The sequence below is a fragment of the Mesorhizobium sp. M0106 genome, assembly GCF_040322715.1.
In the GTDB taxonomy this organism is placed as follows: Bacteria; Pseudomonadota; Alphaproteobacteria; order Rhizobiales; family Rhizobiaceae; genus Mesorhizobium.
This window is the reverse complement of sequence record NZ_JAMYUA010000017.1, coordinates 63,809-80,299: the sequence shown is the minus strand read 5'-3', so window position 1 is coordinate 80,299 and position 16,491 is coordinate 63,809. Positions and strand designations below refer to the sequence as shown.

The window sequence follows — 16,491 nt, the reverse complement described above, 5'->3', positions numbered from 1 at the left end:
GAAGCGAGGCTGTCTTATGCAGGTTTCGGTGCTTCGCGCGTCGGCGGGACGCGCGAGCGCTGCAGCATCAGACCTTGGCGACGATCCGCATGAAGGCCGGCATGTCGTCGCCGAAGCCGACGGTCGCGTCATTGTCTTCCTGGCGCTGGCGGGCAGGGCGCTCGCGCTGCGGCCTGGTGTCGCCCCGTTCCGGCGCGCGCCGTTCGTTGCGATCGGGCGAAGCCTTGCGTTCAGGTGAAGCCTGGCGCTCGCTGTTTTCCGAGCGGATCGCCTCTTTGCGGGTACGCCGCTCGTCGATGTCGGCGACGGTGGCTTCGGCCACGACCGGCTGTTCCTCGCTAACTGCTTCTGGCGCTGCTTCTTCGCTGCGCTTGGCGTGGCGTTCACGCGGTTTGCGCTCGCCCCTGTCCTTGGCGTCGTCCTTGCGGCCGGCACGGCGTGGCGCACCGCGGCCACGGCGCGGGGCCTCATCCTCGCCGCCTTCGCTGGCAACGACCGTCGACAAATCGCCGTCATGCCACTCGATCTTCGTGCCGATCAGCCGCTCGATGGCGTCGATGTATTTGGTGTCCGACTTGGTCGCGATGGTGAAGGATTTGCCCGAGCGCCCGGCGCGGCCGGTACGGCCGATGCGGTGGACGTAATCCTCCGCGTGGATCGGCACGTCGTAATTGAAGACATGGCTGACATCGGGAATGTCGAGGCCACGCGCCGCGACATCCGAAGCAACGAGGTAGCGCAGCTTGCCGTCACGGAAATTGGCCAGCATCTGCATGCGCGCGCGCTGGTCCATGTCGCCGTGCAGGGCGCCGGCGTCGAAGTCATATTTCAGCAGCGAGCGGAACAGCTCCGATACCTCGATCTTGCGGTTGCAGAAGATGATGGCGTTCTTCAGCTCGGCATCCTCGGCTTTCATCAGATTGCGCAGCGTCTCGCGCTTGTCCCAGGGTTTCGGGCCGGATTTCACCAGCCGCTGGATGATGTTGGTGGCGGCCGATGCTGCCTTCGACACTTCGACGCGCACCGGTGCGTGCAGGAATTTCTCGGTGAGCTTGGTGATTTCCGGCGGCATCGTCGCCGAGAAGAACAGCGTCTGCCTCGTGAACGGAATCATCTCGCAGATACGCTCGATGTCGGGGATGAAGCCCATGTCGAGCATGCGATCGGCCTCGTCGATGACGAGGATCTCGACGCCGTTGAGCAGGAGCTTGCCGCGCTCGCGATGGTCGAGCAGGCGGCCGGGGGTCGCGATCAGCACATCGGCGCCGCGCTCGAGCTTCTTGTCCTGCTCGTCGAAGGACACGCCGCCGATCAGCAGTGCGATGTTGAGCTTGTGGTTCTTGCCGTATTTGACGAAGTTTTCCTCGACCTGCGCGGCGAGCTCGCGCGTCGGCTCGAGGATCAGCGTGCGCGGCATGCGCGCGCGGGCGCGGCCCTTTTCCAGCCGGGTGAGCATCGGCAGGACGAAGGACGCCGTCTTGCCGGTGCCGGTCTGGGCAATGCCCAGCACGTCCTTGCCGAGCAAGGCGTGCGGGATAGCACCAGCCTGAATCGGCGTCGGCTCGGTGTAGCCGGCATCGGTAACTGCGGAAAGGACCTTCGGCGACAGGCCGAGGTCTGCGAAGGTCAACGCTTCTTGAGCGATCTGGGTGTCTGAGGACAAGTTTGGCTGTCTTTGGCTGGTTCGGGGGCGCAACATATGCAGTCGCGGCAAGCGCCGCGCGCCTGCAAGATTGGTATTGCAGGTAGGCGCAAGCCCACGATTTGTCAACACAAACGGGCGGCATTGGTGCGATTGTGAAGCCGTAAGCTTAATCGCGATGGTTACCGCTCGTCGATGGCCCGCTGTTCAGCAAGGCGACATTCTCGCATCAGCGCAGGTGTTGCAGATCAGCAACGCCAGGGTGCATTCATTCTGACCACACGCCAAAGTATCATTTGAGATTTGAAATAACTCAGAAAACTAGCCACAAACGATTCATCCATTTTCTTGGCTAAGGGGGCCACATTATGAAGAAAGCTTTTCTCTCCGCTGCGTTTCTGGCAGCGGCCTTGACTCCGGCGATCGCGGCCGATGTCGTGGAGTTGCCGGTCGCATCAACGTATAACTGGACGGGCCTCTATCTAGGCGCACATGTCGGCGGTGGCAGCAGCAAAGTAGACTGGGAATATACTGGTGGCGGGACGGCTGATCATGATGGCAGCGGCGCCCTGGGCGGCGTCCAGGCCGGTTACAATTTCCAGAGCGGAAATATAGTCTATGGCGTCGAGGCGGACATCTCGGCCGCCCATATCGATGGCGGCACGGACTGTCCGAACCCCACCTTCTCTTGCGATTCCGATGTAAAGATGCTCGGATCGTTGCGTGGCCGAATTGGCTATGCGATGGATAGGCTGCTGATCTACGGTACCGGCGGTCTCGGCTTCGGCAGGGTTGAGATTAGCACAAGCGGTCCGATCGGGACCAACGGCACCTCGAAAACCAGAGCAGGCTGGACCCTGGGCGCGGGCCTGGAATATGCCTTTACCGATCACTGGTCGCTCAAGGGCGAATACAAATATTTCGATCTGGGCAAGAGCGATTATACAGTCGACACCGGCCTGAATGTCGAAGCAAAGGTCCGCATACACACCGGAGTCATCGGCTTGAATTACAAGTTCTGATCGCAACGATCGGCCGCCGCAACACTTGTGTTGTCAAATAGGAACCCGGCCTCGTGCCGGGTTTTTATTTGCACGGTCTGTTCAATACCTGAACTGTTCGGCGAGAATGCGCTCGTTCCACGAATGGTTGGGATCGAACAGCAGCGTCGCCGTTGCCGTCGGCGATTCCCTCACCGTGACCGTCGTCACCGCCTTGACCTCGGTGTGGTCGGCGGCGGCATTCACCGGCCGCTTTTCCGGCTCCAGAATGTCGAAACGCACGATCGCCTTGTTGGAGAGCAGCGCGCCGCGCCAGCGGCGCGGACGAAACGGGCTGACCGGGGTCAGCGCCAGCAGCGGAGCGTCGAGCGGCAGGATCGGCCCGTGCGCCGACAGATTATATGCGGTCGAGCCGGCCGGCGTCGCAATCATCACGCCGTCGCAGTGCAATTCCTCTAGCCGCTCTTGCCCATCCACGGTGATGCGGATCTTGGCCGTCTGGTACGACTGGCGCCAAAGCGCGACCTCGTTGATCGCGAGCGCCGAAATCGTCTCGCCTTCGGCCGTCACCGCCTGCATCTCCAGCGGACGGATCGTTTCGGCAACGGCCGCCGCGATGCGCCCGGTCAAGCCGCTGGCGCGGTATTCGTTCATCAGAAAACCGATGGTGCCACGGTTCATGCCGTAGACCTTCTTTCCCGTGCTCATCGTCTCACGCAGGGTCTGCAGCAGAAAGCCGTCGCCGCCGAGCGCCACGACGATCCCGGCTTCTTCGACGGATGCCTGGCCGTAACGTGCAGAGAGGCTTTCCAGCGCTGCATTGGCGTCGGCTGTACCGGATGAGACGAAGGCGAAACGGCTGGCGGTTTTGCTCATGGCTCTCAACGACAACCGATTGGCGACGACCGTCTGGCGACCGATTGGCGGCGACCGGTTGCTGGGCCGCGCCAGCGCCGGGTTAGCATGGGTGGGCATTTCTGCAAAGGGAGGGAGGTGCCTGGAGATGGCGACCAAACAAGCCGCACTCGCGCATCATGTCGGAGGACAAAATGATGTGATGGTTAAGACTCGCCTTAAACTCTCGTAAAGCCATATCGATCATGTTAGCCGGCAGCGGACGGGCGGCGTGGGGGCTAACCAGTCGAGGCCGATCTATTGCCGCTGGCACGCTTGATTATTGTCTTCCTGATGCTGGCAAGTTTTGCCCTGGCTTTCGCGGAACTGGTGCGCCAGTCGGAGGAAAAGAGCTTTAGACCCGAGCCCACGGCCTCACGCTGCGGCGACGCGGCGGGGACACCCTGTCCGCAAAGGGCGCTTTGACGCCACAGCGCCAGTGCTTATCGGGCTTGCAACAGATGGCAGCCGGCCCGGCGCTTTTGCGCGAGGTACTCGTCGACAAGCTGGCGATAGCGGACTTTGCCGAAGCTCGGGAAATGGCCGCCGTGCACGACCGAGACATCGAGATCGCGCATGCGCAGCAGCGTTTCGACATAATCGTCGATATCGGAGTGATAGACGTCGTCGATCAGCGGGCCGTCATAGATGATGTCGCCGGAAAACAGGATGCCCGTCCTGTTTTCGTAGAGCGCAATGCCGCCGGGTGAATGGCCGGGCGTGTGGATGACCTCGAAGGCACGGTCGCCGAGATCGACGATGTCGCCTTGCTCGAGCAACCGGCCGGCTGGTGCGGGCGGGATCCGGTAGCGCTTGGTGTCCCAACCTTGCGGCATGCCGTCGAACATCTCGTCAGTGGCATAGCGGTCGGCAACCGTCCATTCGTTGCGCGGGTCGGCGAGGATTTCGGCCTCGTCCGGGTGCACGCAGCGGTCGGGAAATTCGTGATGGCAGCCGATATGATCGAAATGGGTGTGACTGGCCACGCAGGTGAGCTTGCGCTCCGTGACCAGCGGCACGTGGCGGCGCAGGCTGAAATGGCCGAGGCCGGTGTCGAACAGAAGATCGCGGTCGCGGCCGCGCACATGCCAGATGTTGCAGCGGAAGAACGGCTTGATCCACGGCTCGTGGATCAGCGTTACGCCATCGCCCATGCGGATGGTTTCGTACCAGTCAGGAGCGTCGATGATTGGAAGCGTGCTCATGTTTGGTCCGCAAGCAGGATGATGTCGCCAGCATCGCACGATACCGCGACAACGTCGCCCGGCTGGACGGCCGATGCCGAGGGAACCTTGGCGATGAAGTGCAGCGCCGGGTCGGTCGTGGAGGTCCCCAGCACACGCTTGAAGCTGCCCTGGAAGACGACGTCGCTGACCTTGGCCGTACCGAGCGCCACAGCACCGCCGGCAGCGCCGAGGACGAGATGCTCAGGCCGGACAGCCAAAGCAATCCTCGAGCCCGCCGGGATTGTGCCAGGCAGCGATAGTGGTCCAAGCTTCGTCGCGACGGTGTTCCTACCGTTCTTCGTCTCCCTCACCGTTCCCGATATTAGCGTGCTTTCGCCCATGAAGGTCGCGGAAAAGCGCGTCGCCGGCCGTGCATAGACGCGCTCGGGCGGGCCCTCGTCCTCGATGCGCCCGTCATTCATCACCACGCAATGGTCGGCCAGCGCCATCGCCTCTTCCTGATCGTGAGTGACGTGGATGAAGGCGGTGCCGACGCGTTTCTGGATCGCCTTCAATTCGTCCTGCATCTGCCGGCGCAATTTCAGGTCGAGCGCGCCGAGGGGCTCGTCGAGCAACAGCACCGCCGGCTCGACCACCAGGGCGCGCGCCAGCGCCACGCGCTGCCGCTGACCGCCCGAAAGCTGATGCGGCTTCTTGTCGAAGGCAGTGGCCAGCCCAACCAGCGCCAGCGCCTCGCGCGCCCTTGCTGCCCGGGTTGCGCCATCGACACCCCGCATGCGCAGGCCGAAGCCGACATTGCTGCCGACGCTCATATGCGGGAACAGCGCATAATCCTGGAACACGGTCGTCGTCGGCCGCTTCGCCGGTGGCACGGCAGTGCAGTCCTCGCCGCGGATCAGCACCTTGCCCTCGCTCGGCGTGACGAAGCCTCCGAGGATGGACAGAAGCGTCGTCTTGCCGGAGCCGGACGGCCCGAGCAGGATCGTGTAGCTGCCAGGCTCGATCGTCAGCGAGACGTTCTTCAGCACGGTGTGCTGACCGAAGCGATGCGAGACAGAGCTTATATCGACCAGTGGCGCGGTCATGCCGGCTTCCTCCGCAACAGCATCAGCTCGAACAATACCACCAGTACGATTGAGACGGCGAAGACCAGCGAGCCGACAGCGTTGGTCTTGGGATTGAGGCCGGAGCGCAGCAGGTTCCAGATCTCGACCGGCAGCGTCGTGTCGAAGCGCGTCAACAGGAACGAGATGACGAATTCGTCCCAGGAGAAGGTCATCGACAGGAAGAAGCCGGCGAAGATGGCCGGCGCCATGACGGGCACGGTGATCAGCAGCAGCACCTTCCATTCGGGGGCGCCGAGGTCGCGCGCGGCGCGCTCGATGTTGATCTGGTGATCGCCCATCTGGCTGTAGACGATGGCAAAGCAGAGCGGCAGGTTGATCACAACATGGCCGATGCCGGCGGCAATGAGCGACTTCGGCACGCCGGCCCAGTTGAACAGCACCAGCAGCCCCATGCCGATGATGAGATAGCTGACGGTCAGGGGCAAGGTGATCAGCCCGCGCATCAGGCCCGAGCCCGGCAAAGCGAAGCGCGCAAAACCCCAGGCGGAGAGAAAGCCCAACGTGACGGCGGCAGCCGAGGAGACGACCGCCACCAGCAGCGAATTGACCAGAGCCGAAGTCAGCCGCGTGTCGGCGAGCACGGCCTCGTACCAGCGCAGCGACGGCCCGGTGAAGGGCGGGATCGGAAACGACGTTGCCTGCAGCGAAAACAGCACCAGAACGATGACCGGCAGAAAGATGAAGCCGTAGATTGCGATGGCGTAAAGGCCGGAGACGAGGCGGATGAGCGCGCGCATGGTCAGGCCCGCTCGATCTTCAGCCAGCGGGAGCAGGCGAGATAGGCAATGGTGACCACCGCCATCAGGATGATCGACAGCGCCGAAGCGAGCGGAAAGTCGCCGCGCCGGCCGATCTGCATCATGACGAGTTGCGGCATCAAAAGCTCGTTGTTGCCGCCGAGGATCTGCGGCGTGATGTAGTCGCCGATGCACAGCACGAAGGTGAGGAAGGCGCCGACCATGATACCGGGGAGCGTCAGCGGCAGAACGACATGCAGGAAAGTCCGAACCGGCCCGGCGCCGAGGTCGGCGGCGGCCTTGCGATAACTGGGGCTAAGCTGCTTCAGATTGGCGAAGATCGTCAGCGTCAACAGCATGACGAAGAAATGCACGAAGCCGGTGATGGTGGCCAGCCGCGTATTGGCGAGCTGCAGCGGTTCGCTGGACAGGCCAGAGCCTGTCAGTGCGCGGTTGACGACGCCGTTTTGCGCCAGCACCAGCAGCCACGAATAGGAGCGCACGACATAGGAGGTCCAGAACGGCAGCACCGCCAGCATCAGCGCCAGCCGCTGCCAGCGCTCCGGCACCTGTTCGGCCAGGATCCAGGCAAAAGGATAGGCGAGCAGCACCGAGATCACGGTGACGATCGCTGTGACCTGCAGCGAGTTCACCATCGCCTGCCAGTAGGACGGATTGGCAAAGAACTGGCTGTAGTTGGACAGCGTGAAGCCGCCGCCTTCATGTGCCGTCAGGCTGGATACCGCCATGGCGACGAAGGGCAGCACGAAGAACAGCAGCGTCCAGCCGAGCGCCGGCGTGACCAGCGCCCAGGGCAGGGCACGCCCACTGTTGACGGCGTTCACGACCGGCAGCCGGTCATTGCGCCTGCAGCATTTCGGTCCAGACGTCCTGCATCTTCTTGTCGAGATCGGCATTCGGCGCAGGATAGGACTGGGCGCGGGCGAGGAATTCCGGCTGCTCGTCGAAGCGCAGGATCTTCTTCTGCTCGTCGCTCAACGCCGCCTTGCTGTTGGCCGGCATGCCCCAATAGCAGGACGAGGTGGCGAGCCGCGCCTGGCCTTCGGGGCTCATAATGTACTGGATGAATTTAAGCGCAAGCTCCTTGTTCTTGGAATCCTTGAACATTGCCAGCGACTGCGACCACAGCACGGCTCCTTCTTTCGGGATAGAGAAGTCGAGGGCAGGGTTTTCCTTGGCCAGCCCCGCCGTCACCCATTCGCCGCCGCCGACCAGAATGTCGACCTCGCCGGTCGCCAGCGCCGTCTGGCTGGCGGTCACTTCGCCGACCAGCTTTGCGTTGGCCTTCATTTTGAGCAGCTCTTCCTTGATGGCGGGAAGGTCGGCTTCGGTCAGGTCGGCGGTCTTTTTGCCGATCGCCAGTGCGGCCATGCCGATGACCGGCAGGTAATAATCGTAGATGGCGATCTTGCCCTTGTACTTATCGCCGGTCAGCGCGGCAAGCGACTGCATGTCGGCCGGATCGACCTTGGTCTTGTTGTAGCCGATCGTGTTGTAGCCGAACTTTTCGGTGATGCCGTAGCGCTTGCCGTCGACGACGGTGGAACTGTCCATCTTCACCTGCGGAAACAGGTCGGCCAGCGGCAGCTTGTCTTCCGGCAGCGGCTCGAACAGGCCTTTTTCGACACCGCGCGGTATGTCGATGCTGTCGATCACCATCACGTCCCAGTCGCCCGGCTGCGACTGTTCAACGATGGCCAGGCCGGCGCCGGTGCCTTCAAACTCCTTGACATTGACCTTGACGCCGTTCGCCTCCTCGAACGGCTGCAGCAGCGCCGGATCGGCGTGATCGCACCAGATCAGTGCGTTGAGATCCTGCGCCTGAGCGAGGCTGCCCGCCGCCAGCAGCAGTGCTGCCGCGGCACAGGCGCCTTGGAGATGGCTCTTCAGAACGGAAAGCGGATTCCTGACCGTTGGATTGGGGGTTTTTGGATTGACGGACATCGAGTGTTCTCCCTTGCCTTTTTGGCTTGTATGAAAAATTGAACCAATTCTAAAATTGAGTCAATTCTGTTTTTGTGGCAAACAGCCGCTATGAGCGGATTGCGGGCAAGGCAGAAGGCGGATCGGCACCGCCGCATCATCGAGGCGGCGGCGGCGCTTTTCCGCGATGCCGGCTATGAGGGCGCCAAGATCGAGACCATCGCCGCGCAGGCCGAGGTCTCGGTCGGCACGATTTACAATTACTACCAGAACAAGGGCGACATCCTTGGCGCCATCGTCTCGATGGAGGTCAACGAGGTGCTCAATGCCGGGCGCGGCGTCGTCGCCAACCCGCCGGCCAATGTCGGCGACGCGCTGGATACGCTGCTCGGCATCTATATCGAACATTCGCTGCATTATCTCAGCAAGGAGATGTGGCGGCAGGCGATGGCGATCTCGACGCAGCTGCCCGACAGCCCGTTCGGCCAGGCCTATACCGCGCTCGACCGGGCATTGACCGAGCAAATCCGCGCGCTGATCGTCCGCCTGCAGGCGCTCGGCCTGGTGCGCCGCGACATCGACGGGCCGGCGCTCGGCGAACTCATCTTCAACAATATGAATATGATGTTCATCGAATTCGTGAAGCGCGAAGAGGCGAGGATTGCCGAACTGCGCACGGCGATACGCAGGCAGAACAGGATATTGGTGGCGGCGATCGGAGTGTAAGAAGATCAAGGGCGAGTAGGGCCTGCAACACAAATCGCCGCAGCCGGAGCATCGCCTAACGGTTGATCAGCCATAGAATGGCCGAGAGCACGATGCTGACCAGTATTCCCGTGGTGATAGGGACATAAAGCCTGAAGTTCTCACGGTCGATCACGATATCGCCGGGCAACCTGCCAAGGCCGGTCCGGGCCAACCAAGGCCACAGCAGGCCTAAGGCAACTATGCTGAGACCAACGACGATCAGAGTTCGCGACATGGCAGCATCCTGCCGGAAATAGTATCATGCCGGAAATATAGTGTTGACGGGTCTTGCAAGCAGCGCTTCCTTTCGATGTTGCCTCTTGAGTTGAGGATGAAATCTGATACAACCTAAAAGGGTATCAAGGGAGGGATTGGATGCAGATTTCCATCTGGCATTGGGCTATAGTGCTGCTGCTGATCGGCGTGCCTGTTTTCTTTGCCGTTCGGTCAGCCGCAAAGCCATTACAGGATACTTCGGCTCTCGTAGGTTTCGGAGGCTGGCTTATGCTGCTGGCGATCCTTCAGGCTTTCTCCCCGCTACGCACGCTCGTCTCATTGGGCTCATCGAGTGAAGGCTACCGACAGCTCATGACGCTCCCGAATGGCACCTTGGCGGTCTACGGAGAGATTGCCCTCTTGCTGGCGTTTGTGGTGTTCCAGGTGGTTGTGCTCTTTGCGATGCTGCTGCGGAGTTACCGCTTCAAGCAGCTATTCCTGTATCAGTGGTTTGCAATACCAATCGTGTTTATTCTGGACGCGGTATGGATCTCAGCGGTTATGAGCGCTCCCGTGAGCTTGGTGCTTGCATGGGATGCGCTGGTAATGCCCGCAGTTTCTTTTGTCCTGACCGGCATCTGGGTCGCCTACGTCTACAAGTCGGTCAGGGTGAGAAACACGTTCGACCGGGTCGCCATATCCGGTCAGGTCGCGAGTGCTTCATAGAGCTTGCCGCGAGTCCTATGTGTGGCTGCCGACAAAAATGCCGGGCGCCCAATATGGACCCGGATCATCCGGCTACTAGGCCTGCTCGAGCGAGGATTTCAGGAGCCGGCGTGACATGCCCGTGCGGCTTGCAGTAGTCCGGGTCGATCGCGCGATAGCCGAGCAGATGGCCGAGTGGCGCCAGGATCGCCAGCGCCACTCGCTGAATCGCAGGTGGCGGGTGCGTGAAGACGATCACGTCGGCAAATTCCCTGGCGATGACTGCTGCCTGAAGCGGCGAAGGTCTACCTTTTCTGTCCACCTTGCCGGCATTGGCCAGGCCGAAGAGCATGCCGATCAGCAGCTCGAAACGGTTCGGGTCGACATTGTCCGCACCTGGCGCCCGGTCGACTTCGACCAGGACATGCGCTTCTTCGGTTTTGCTGCTGTTCCACCAATCATGTGCGATGCCTGCTTCGACCGTGGCGGATTGGCCGGGCCCCAGGGACAATGTCTTCCCGGCGACGCAAGCGTCGAGACGGCCACGGAGGACGGTAAACCGTTCCGTCAGGTTCGGGTGGAAGTGCTCGCCCACCACTGCGGCTCCCGGCCGGGCGGTCAGATGAGCGATGCCAGGTCCGTGGCCGCGGTCTTCGGTGCCACGCAGGATGACCGCATATTCGCCGGTCACCTTGTTCTCGTAGACATCTCCACAGCGTGACATGGATCGGCTCCGGAGTTTCAGAGCACCAATGCCCGGCAACTCTATCGTCAAAGGCTTGGTCGTTCAACGACGCTCCAACGGGCGATTGCGGAAACACCAGTTGCCGGCTCTTCGTCAACGCGGGCGATCAGCGCTCTACCGAACATGCTTAGGCGGCCGCGCACGCGGAAACGGCACGACCGTCAGTGGCGCCTTGCGGAATTCCGCGATGGCTATTTCTTCAATCAGCGCGTCGAGGGCCTCGTTGACGCGTCGGCTCGTTTCATCCGCGCCGCAGAGGCGGTTTTGTGCGCACTCCAAAAGCTCGCGCGCCGCGGCGAAATCACTTCGCATGACAACACCCTTTGGTTTTTGGCCCGCCGCACCGACATTGTCGGCGCGCTTAATTGAGCGAGTGCTAATATACACAGGAGCAATTTAATCGAATGGTACGAGATGGCCGAGGCCGGGAGAGAGGGCCGAAATGACGGCTCTGCAACGGCGAAGTCACGCCCGGGCTCAGCGTCTCTAGATATGAGATGCTAACTCGTTGTCTGGCGACAGATTTTGCCAGCAATTTCACGGAAGTTTCTGGTGACCCGACGAGGACGGTCCCGACACGTACGCCCCTAATACGATCTTGGGCGGCTTATATATTCTCTGGCGGCGGCAATCTGGCGCCGGTGCTCGCGGAGGAAGGCTGCGCCGAAACAAATGGCGAAGGCCAGTACTGAAAGGCTTGTCGTTGCTCTTGATGTTGGATCGGGATCGGGACTTAGCAGGAAACGGAAACCGAACGCGAAGGCGAAGACGATAAATCCGCCAAATATGCCGTTGATGAAGGGGGCGGTCGTGCGTTTCTGCTCCAACGAAGACTCCTAGGTTTTCCGCTAGGGAACTATGGTTTCCGCTAGGGAATATATGCGTTGAAGCTGATGTGCTACCGATCCTGACGGCCCCGGCCTGTGGATATCGGGGATGAGCAGATATCAAGCGCCCCGGAGGTCTCAAGAAGCCCGTACTGGTGCCCCCGGACGGAATCGAACCGCCGACCTTCGGTTTACAAAACCGCTGCTCTACCAGCTGAGCTACAAGGGCACGGCGCTCCGGTTACCATATCTGCTGCGCCAGTAAAGACAAAACTCCGTTTTCGGCTGCCGCGAACGCGCCGGTTCTGCCGCCAAGGCGTCCTGAAAACGGCCAATTCGCTTCCTATATTGATCGAAGGTGCAATCGCATCAGCGAGGCTGTCGCATGATCAGGTTTGTCATCATTCTCCCGCTCGTCGTCGTGGCTTGGGTTCTCCTGGTGAAGCTCATCAAGGACCTGAAGCACGCCAATATCGACTGGACCGGCGTCACCACCATCATCGGCTTCATCGCGCTCGCCTTCTGGCTTCGCCATATCACCGGCATGGGCTGAGGCCTGCCGGTTGTTCCGGTGAACTGTCGACGGCGCGACCGTTCGTGGTCGCGCATCAGACCGCGCGATTTCTCCCGCCGAGAAAAAATCCAAAAGGACCTTCGAACCTTTTTCCTTGTTGCGACGACTGATGGTCAAGAGGCGGTTGGATCGCCTCCCACAACAAGGAGATCGTCATGTTCAAGCGCACCATCGTTTCCGGCCTCGTCGCCACCACTGTCGCCGCCATGCTGGTCGGCACCGTTCAGCCGTCGGCCGCCCATCACAAGCACAAGCACCTCGGCATCGGCATTGCCGCAGGTGTCGGCGGCTTCCTGCTCGGCAGCGCGCTGGCCCAGCCGCGCACCGTCTATATCGAGGAAGACGGCGGCTCGTGGCACGTCCGGCGCTGCCTCAATCGCTACCAGAGCTACGACCCGTACTCGGACACCTATGTCGGCTACGACGGTTATCGTCATCGCTGCCGGCTTTGAGAGCCACTACTGCCAATTTTGAGAGGAGGTGACCGTTTCATGCAACCGGAAGAAGGGCGCCCCACTGGCCCTTTTTCTGTTGTTCGGCGATAGGCTTCTTGTCGAAATCGACTGACTATCAGTGTCGGCGCTGCCCCTCATCTGCCTGCCAGCATCTTCTCCCCGTATAGTGACGGGGAGAAGGGACGCTCTCGGCGATGATTTCGCCAGTCTCCAGCGCTGCAAGAGGGCGCCAAGGTCGCGGTCAGCTTCTTTCTCCCCGTCACTATACGGGGAGAAATGCCCGGCAGGGCAATGAGGGGCAGCGCCAGCTTCAGTCTCCAAGCAATTGAGCTATCATTTTGTCTCTGATTTCACCAGGAACCCGGCAGTATACAGCGATTTCCCAACAGCCTAATCTGCACCGATACCGAAACAGGGAGAGGGCGCTTGGGCGAGCACGATCCGAACGAAGAGCCGATCGAGACGGTTTTCCGCAACGGCACAATCACCACAGTCGGCATCCTGCTGGCGTTCTCGCTGGGCTTCATCACGCATTGGGCCGCCAACCCGATACCATGGGAAATCTATCACCTGGCCGCCGTCGTGCCGATTTTGATCGGCATTGCCCTGCAGATACGAGCGCTGCGGTTGCTGCTCGACATAACGTCTCTACAACGGCGCGTTTATGAACGCGCCAATCGTATCTTCATTGCCGGCCTCATCTTCACCGCCTGCGGAGTTGGGCTGGCGATGCTGCTTGATTTCTACGACCTATCGACCAAGAGCGCGGTGCCCGGGGCCTAGCTCTGGCCATCCTGGCAGATGTCGCACCATTCCGCGCTGGTCAGCGCTGCCATGCGCTCGGCTCGCTGCCAAGGCCGGGAGGGGTCGGCAGTCCGCCGATCATCCTCGTCACCTCCGCCGCCGCATCGTGCACCAGCGGCCCGATCTCGGCCAGCCGTTCCGGCGTGACCCGTACTGTCGGCCCGGAGACCGAAACGCCGCCGATCGGCTCGCCGAATTCATTGAAGATGGCGGCGGCAACGCAGCGCATGCCCGGATGCCGCTCCTCGTCGTCAACCGACCAGCCGCGCAGCTTGATCGTCACCAGGTCGCGGGCGAGAGCCGAGATATCGGACAGCGTGTTTTCGGTGAAGCGCTCCAGCCCGGCCCGGCGCAGGATGGTGGCGACGCGCTCCGGCTCGAGATACGCCAGCACCGCCTTGCCGATGCCCGATGCATGGAAAGAGCTGCGCGTGCCCGGCCGGAAAAAGGCACGGATCGCCTGGTGCGTCTCGACCTGACTGACGAAGACGACGCAATCGTCCTCGGCGACGCCGAGATTGGCGGTCTCGCCGGTCTTCTCCATCAATTCCTGCATGACGATACGGGCGCGGTCGACCAGCTTGCGGCGGCGCAGGAACGCCGCCCCCATGCGATAGGTCTCGACGCCGATCGACCACAGTTGGTCAGGGCCGTCGAACTCGACCATGCCGTGGTTTTCCAGCGTCGTCAGCATGCGGTAGGCGGTGGATGCCGGCAGACCGGAACTGGCGGCGATCTCGCTCAGCGACAGGCCACTGCCATCGGCGACGATTGCCAGGATCCGCAGCGCCCGGTCCAGCGACTGCACCGAGGCGGCCTCGGACGGCCCGTTGAAGGCGCGCGGCCGGCCGCGCTGGCGTTTTTCGGTGGTTTCCATCGGGCCATTCTTCGCCCTGTTCGCCCAAACAGGCAATGAAAAAGTTTTCCAGTGATTTACGAAGCGAATTCATGGAAAACAAAAAGGCCAATCAATTCAACCAACAACAGCTGTTTTCTAGAAATGGAAAAATATTCTGAAAAAATTGAAAAATCATTGGTGCGCTGGCATCATCGGCTATCAACAAATTCCGTGGAGGCTGACATGGCCAGGATGCGCGCAGTCGACGCAGCGGTTCTCGTTCTCGAAAAGGAAGGCATCTCCTGTGCCTTCGGCGTGCCGGGTGCTGCGATCAACCCGCTCTATTCGGCACTGAAGGCGAGGGGCAGTATCCGCCACATCCTTGCGCGTCACGTCGAGGCGGCCTCGCATATGGCCGAAGGGTTTACCCGCGCCAGATCGGGCAATATCGGTCTGTGCATCGGCACCTCGGGTCCTGCCGGCACCGACATGATCACCGGCCTCTATTCGGCCGCTGCCGATTCAATTCCCATCCTCTGCATCACCGGGCAGGCGCCGCGCGCGCGTCTCAACAAGGAGGATTTTCAGGCCGTCGACATTGCGGCGATCGCTGCACCCGTCGCCAAATGGGCGGTCACCGTCATGGAACCCTATCTGGTGCCGATGGCGCTGCAGAAAGCGTTCCATCTGATGCGCTCGTCGCGGCCGGGGCCGGTGCTGATCGATTTGCCTGTCGATGTGCAACTGACCGAGATCGAGTTCGACATCGATGCCTACGAGCCGCTGGTGCCGTTCAAGCCGGCAATGTCGCGCGCCCAGGCCGAGAAGGCGTTGACGATGCTGAATGCGGCGGAAAAGCCTGTCATCGTCGCCGGCGGCGGCATCATCAACGCCGATGCGTCCGATCTGCTGATCGAGTTCGCCGAGGTCGCCGGCGTGCCTGTCATTCCGACGCTGATGGGCTGGGGCGCGATCCCCGACGACCACCGCCTGATGGCCGGCATGTGCGGGCTGCAGACCTCGCACCGCTATGGCAATGCCACGATGCTCGAAGCCGATTTCGTTTTCGGCATCGGCAACCGCTGGGCCAACCGCCACACCGGTTCGATCGACGTCTATACCAAGGGCAAGAAATTCATCCACGTCGATATCGAGCCGACGCAGATCGGCCGGGTCTTCGCGCCGGACCTCGGCGTCGTCTCGGACGCCGGTGCGGCGCTTAAGATGCTGCTCGACGTCGCCACCGAGTGGAGGACGGCCGGAAAATTGCGCGACTGGTCGGGCTGGGCCGGCGAATGCCGGCAGCGCAAGAAGACGATGAAGCGCAAGACCCATTTCGACCAGGTGCCGCTGAAGCCGCAGCGCGTCTACGAGGAGATGAACAAGGCGTTCGGCCGCGACACCACCTATGTCACCACGATCGGCCTGTCCCAGATCGCCGGGGCGCAATTCCTGCACGTCTACAAGCCACGCAACTGGATCAATTGCGGCCAGGCCGGCCCGCTCGGCTGGACATTGCCGGCAGCCCTCGGTGTTCGCGCCGCCGATCCGGACCGCACAATTGTGGCATTGTCCGGCGACTATGATTTCCAGTTCATGATCGAGGAACTGGCGGCCGGCGCACAGCACAAATTGCCCTACATCCATGTCGTCGTGAACAACGGCTATCTCGGCCTGATCCGCCAGGCGCAGCGCGGCTTTTCGATGGATTTCGAAGTCAGCCTCGCCTTCGAGAACGTCAATCGACAGGGCGATCCAGAGGCGGGCTACGGCGTCGACCACGTCGCCGTTGCCGAGGCGATGGGCTGCAAGGCCGTCAGGGTGCGCCGGCCGGAGGAATTCGCCGGTGCCTTCGAAGAGGCAAAGCGCCTGATGGACGAGCACCAGGTTCCGGTGGTGCTCGAATTCATCCTCGAGCGCGTCACCAACGTTTCGATGGGTACCGAAATCGACAAGATCACCGAATTCGAGGAGCTTGCCGAACGCCATGAAGATGCCCCCACGGCGATCGTCATGCTCGATTAAGCCGCATATGAGGAACTACTGCC

19 protein-coding genes and 1 tRNA gene are annotated in these 16,491 nt (G+C 61.6%); 7 read left to right on the top strand and 13 right to left on the bottom strand.

Annotated elements, in window-relative coordinates; translation table 11 throughout:
* Positions 1 to 67 precede the first annotated feature (67 nt).
* On the bottom strand, positions 68 to 1,663 hold the full coding sequence (locus NKJ55_RS18225; protein WP_352451079.1) for a DEAD/DEAH box helicase: 1,596 nt from the start codon (positions 1,661 to 1,663) through the stop codon (positions 68 to 70).
* Between the two features lie 347 nt (positions 1,664 to 2,010).
* Here NKJ55_RS18225 and NKJ55_RS18220 point away from each other — a divergent pair, with 347 nt between their 5' ends.
* Entirely contained in the window at positions 2,011 to 2,664 is a 654-nt protein-coding gene (locus NKJ55_RS18220) for an outer membrane protein (protein ID WP_352451078.1), read from the top strand.
* 81 nt (positions 2,665 to 2,745) lie between these two features.
* Here the strand turns inward: NKJ55_RS18220 and NKJ55_RS18215 are convergent, their stop codons facing one another.
* From NKJ55_RS18215 to NKJ55_RS18190, 6 genes are all read right to left on the bottom strand, one after another.
* On the bottom strand, positions 2,746 to 3,519 hold the full coding sequence (locus tag NKJ55_RS18215; protein ID WP_023679915.1) for an NAD kinase: 774 nt from the start codon (positions 3,517 to 3,519) through the stop codon (positions 2,746 to 2,748).
* Between the two features lie 461 nt (positions 3,520 to 3,980).
* The gene (locus NKJ55_RS18210; RefSeq protein ID WP_352451077.1) at positions 3,981 to 4,742 is read right to left on the bottom strand and encodes an MBL fold metallo-hydrolase; all 762 of its coding nucleotides are present in this window, start codon (positions 4,740 to 4,742) and stop codon (positions 3,981 to 3,983) included.
* Positions 4,739 to 5,809 carry an ABC transporter ATP-binding protein gene (locus tag NKJ55_RS18205; protein ID WP_352451076.1) on the bottom strand — a complete coding sequence of 357 codons (1,071 nt, stop codon included), beginning with the start codon at positions 5,807 to 5,809 and terminating at the stop codon, positions 4,739 to 4,741. Before NKJ55_RS18205 ends, NKJ55_RS18210 begins: the two co-directional genes overlap by 4 nt.
* Positions 5,806 to 6,588 (bottom strand): ABC transporter permease, encoded by a 783-nt coding sequence (locus NKJ55_RS18200; RefSeq protein WP_352451075.1) that lies wholly within the window; start codon positions 6,586 to 6,588, stop codon positions 5,806 to 5,808. The genes NKJ55_RS18205 and NKJ55_RS18200 overlap by 4 nt, the downstream gene beginning before the upstream one ends.
* 2 nt (positions 6,589 to 6,590) lie before the next feature.
* Positions 6,591 to 7,433 carry an ABC transporter permease gene (locus NKJ55_RS18195; RefSeq protein ID WP_352451074.1) on the bottom strand — a complete coding sequence of 281 codons (843 nt, stop codon included), beginning with the start codon at positions 7,431 to 7,433 and terminating at the stop codon, positions 6,591 to 6,593.
* Positions 7,434 to 7,446: 13 nt separating this feature from the next.
* On the bottom strand, positions 7,447 to 8,553 hold the full coding sequence (locus tag NKJ55_RS18190; protein WP_352451073.1) for a polyamine ABC transporter substrate-binding protein: 1,107 nt from the start codon (positions 8,551 to 8,553) through the stop codon (positions 7,447 to 7,449).
* Positions 8,554 to 8,643: 90 nt separating this feature from the next.
* On the opposite strand from NKJ55_RS18190, the gene NKJ55_RS18185 reads away from it, so the two are divergent.
* The gene (locus NKJ55_RS18185; protein WP_023679909.1) at positions 8,644 to 9,258 is read left to right on the top strand and encodes a TetR/AcrR family transcriptional regulator; all 615 of its coding nucleotides are present in this window, start codon (positions 8,644 to 8,646) and stop codon (positions 9,256 to 9,258) included.
* 55 nt (positions 9,259 to 9,313) lie between these two features.
* On the opposite strand, the gene NKJ55_RS18180 is transcribed toward NKJ55_RS18185, so the two are convergent.
* Complete coding sequence (locus NKJ55_RS18180; RefSeq protein ID WP_352451072.1) at positions 9,314 to 9,514, bottom strand: DUF2905 domain-containing protein; 201 nt, start codon at positions 9,512 to 9,514, stop codon at positions 9,314 to 9,316.
* 140 nt (positions 9,515 to 9,654) lie between these two features.
* Here NKJ55_RS18180 and NKJ55_RS18175 point away from each other — a divergent pair, with 140 nt between their 5' ends.
* Positions 9,655 to 10,221, top strand: a complete 567-nt coding sequence (locus NKJ55_RS18175; protein WP_352451071.1) for a DUF2569 family protein — start codon at positions 9,655 to 9,657, stop codon at positions 10,219 to 10,221.
* Positions 10,222 to 10,285: 64 nt separating this feature from the next.
* Here the strand turns inward: NKJ55_RS18175 and NKJ55_RS18170 are convergent, their stop codons facing one another.
* The 4 genes from NKJ55_RS18170 to NKJ55_RS18155 form a co-directional block, all read right to left on the bottom strand.
* The gene (locus NKJ55_RS18170) at positions 10,286 to 10,924 is read right to left on the bottom strand and encodes a cupin domain-containing protein (RefSeq protein WP_352451070.1); all 639 of its coding nucleotides are present in this window, start codon (positions 10,922 to 10,924) and stop codon (positions 10,286 to 10,288) included.
* A 135-nt stretch (positions 10,925 to 11,059) separates the two neighbouring features.
* Entirely contained in the window at positions 11,060 to 11,257 is a 198-nt protein-coding gene (locus NKJ55_RS18165; RefSeq protein ID WP_084641813.1) for a hypothetical protein, read from the bottom strand.
* A 275-nt stretch (positions 11,258 to 11,532) separates the two neighbouring features.
* Positions 11,533 to 11,772 (bottom strand): hypothetical protein, encoded by a 240-nt coding sequence (locus tag NKJ55_RS18160; RefSeq protein WP_156937488.1) that lies wholly within the window; start codon positions 11,770 to 11,772, stop codon positions 11,533 to 11,535.
* A 153-nt stretch (positions 11,773 to 11,925) separates the two neighbouring features.
* Positions 11,926 to 12,001: transfer RNA gene (locus tag NKJ55_RS18155), tRNA-Thr, on the bottom strand.
* Between the two features lie 156 nt (positions 12,002 to 12,157).
* Here NKJ55_RS18155 and NKJ55_RS18150 point away from each other — a divergent pair.
* The 3 genes from NKJ55_RS18150 (at position 12,158) to NKJ55_RS18140 (ending at position 13,584) form a co-directional block, all read left to right on the top strand.
* Positions 12,158 to 12,325, top strand: coding sequence for a hypothetical protein (locus tag NKJ55_RS18150; protein WP_352451069.1), 168 nt, complete (start codon positions 12,158 to 12,160; stop codon positions 12,323 to 12,325).
* Between the two features lie 176 nt (positions 12,326 to 12,501).
* Positions 12,502 to 12,798, top strand: coding sequence for a BA14K family protein (locus NKJ55_RS18145; protein ID WP_352451068.1), 297 nt, complete (start codon positions 12,502 to 12,504; stop codon positions 12,796 to 12,798).
* A 429-nt stretch (positions 12,799 to 13,227) separates the two neighbouring features.
* Positions 13,228 to 13,584, top strand: a complete 357-nt coding sequence (locus NKJ55_RS18140; RefSeq protein WP_352451067.1) for a hypothetical protein — start codon at positions 13,228 to 13,230, stop codon at positions 13,582 to 13,584.
* A 40-nt stretch (positions 13,585 to 13,624) separates the two neighbouring features.
* Here NKJ55_RS18140 and bhcR read toward each other — a convergent pair whose 3' ends face one another.
* Complete coding sequence (gene bhcR, locus NKJ55_RS18135; protein ID WP_352451066.1) at positions 13,625 to 14,482, bottom strand: HTH-type transcriptional regulator BhcR; 858 nt, start codon at positions 14,480 to 14,482, stop codon at positions 13,625 to 13,627.
* A gap of 204 nt (positions 14,483 to 14,686) precedes the next feature.
* Between bhcR and gcl the strand changes: the two genes are divergently transcribed.
* On the top strand, positions 14,687 to 16,468 hold the full coding sequence (gene gcl / locus NKJ55_RS18130) for a glyoxylate carboligase (RefSeq protein WP_352451065.1): 1,782 nt from the start codon (positions 14,687 to 14,689) through the stop codon (positions 16,466 to 16,468).
* Positions 16,469 to 16,491 lie beyond the last annotated feature (23 nt).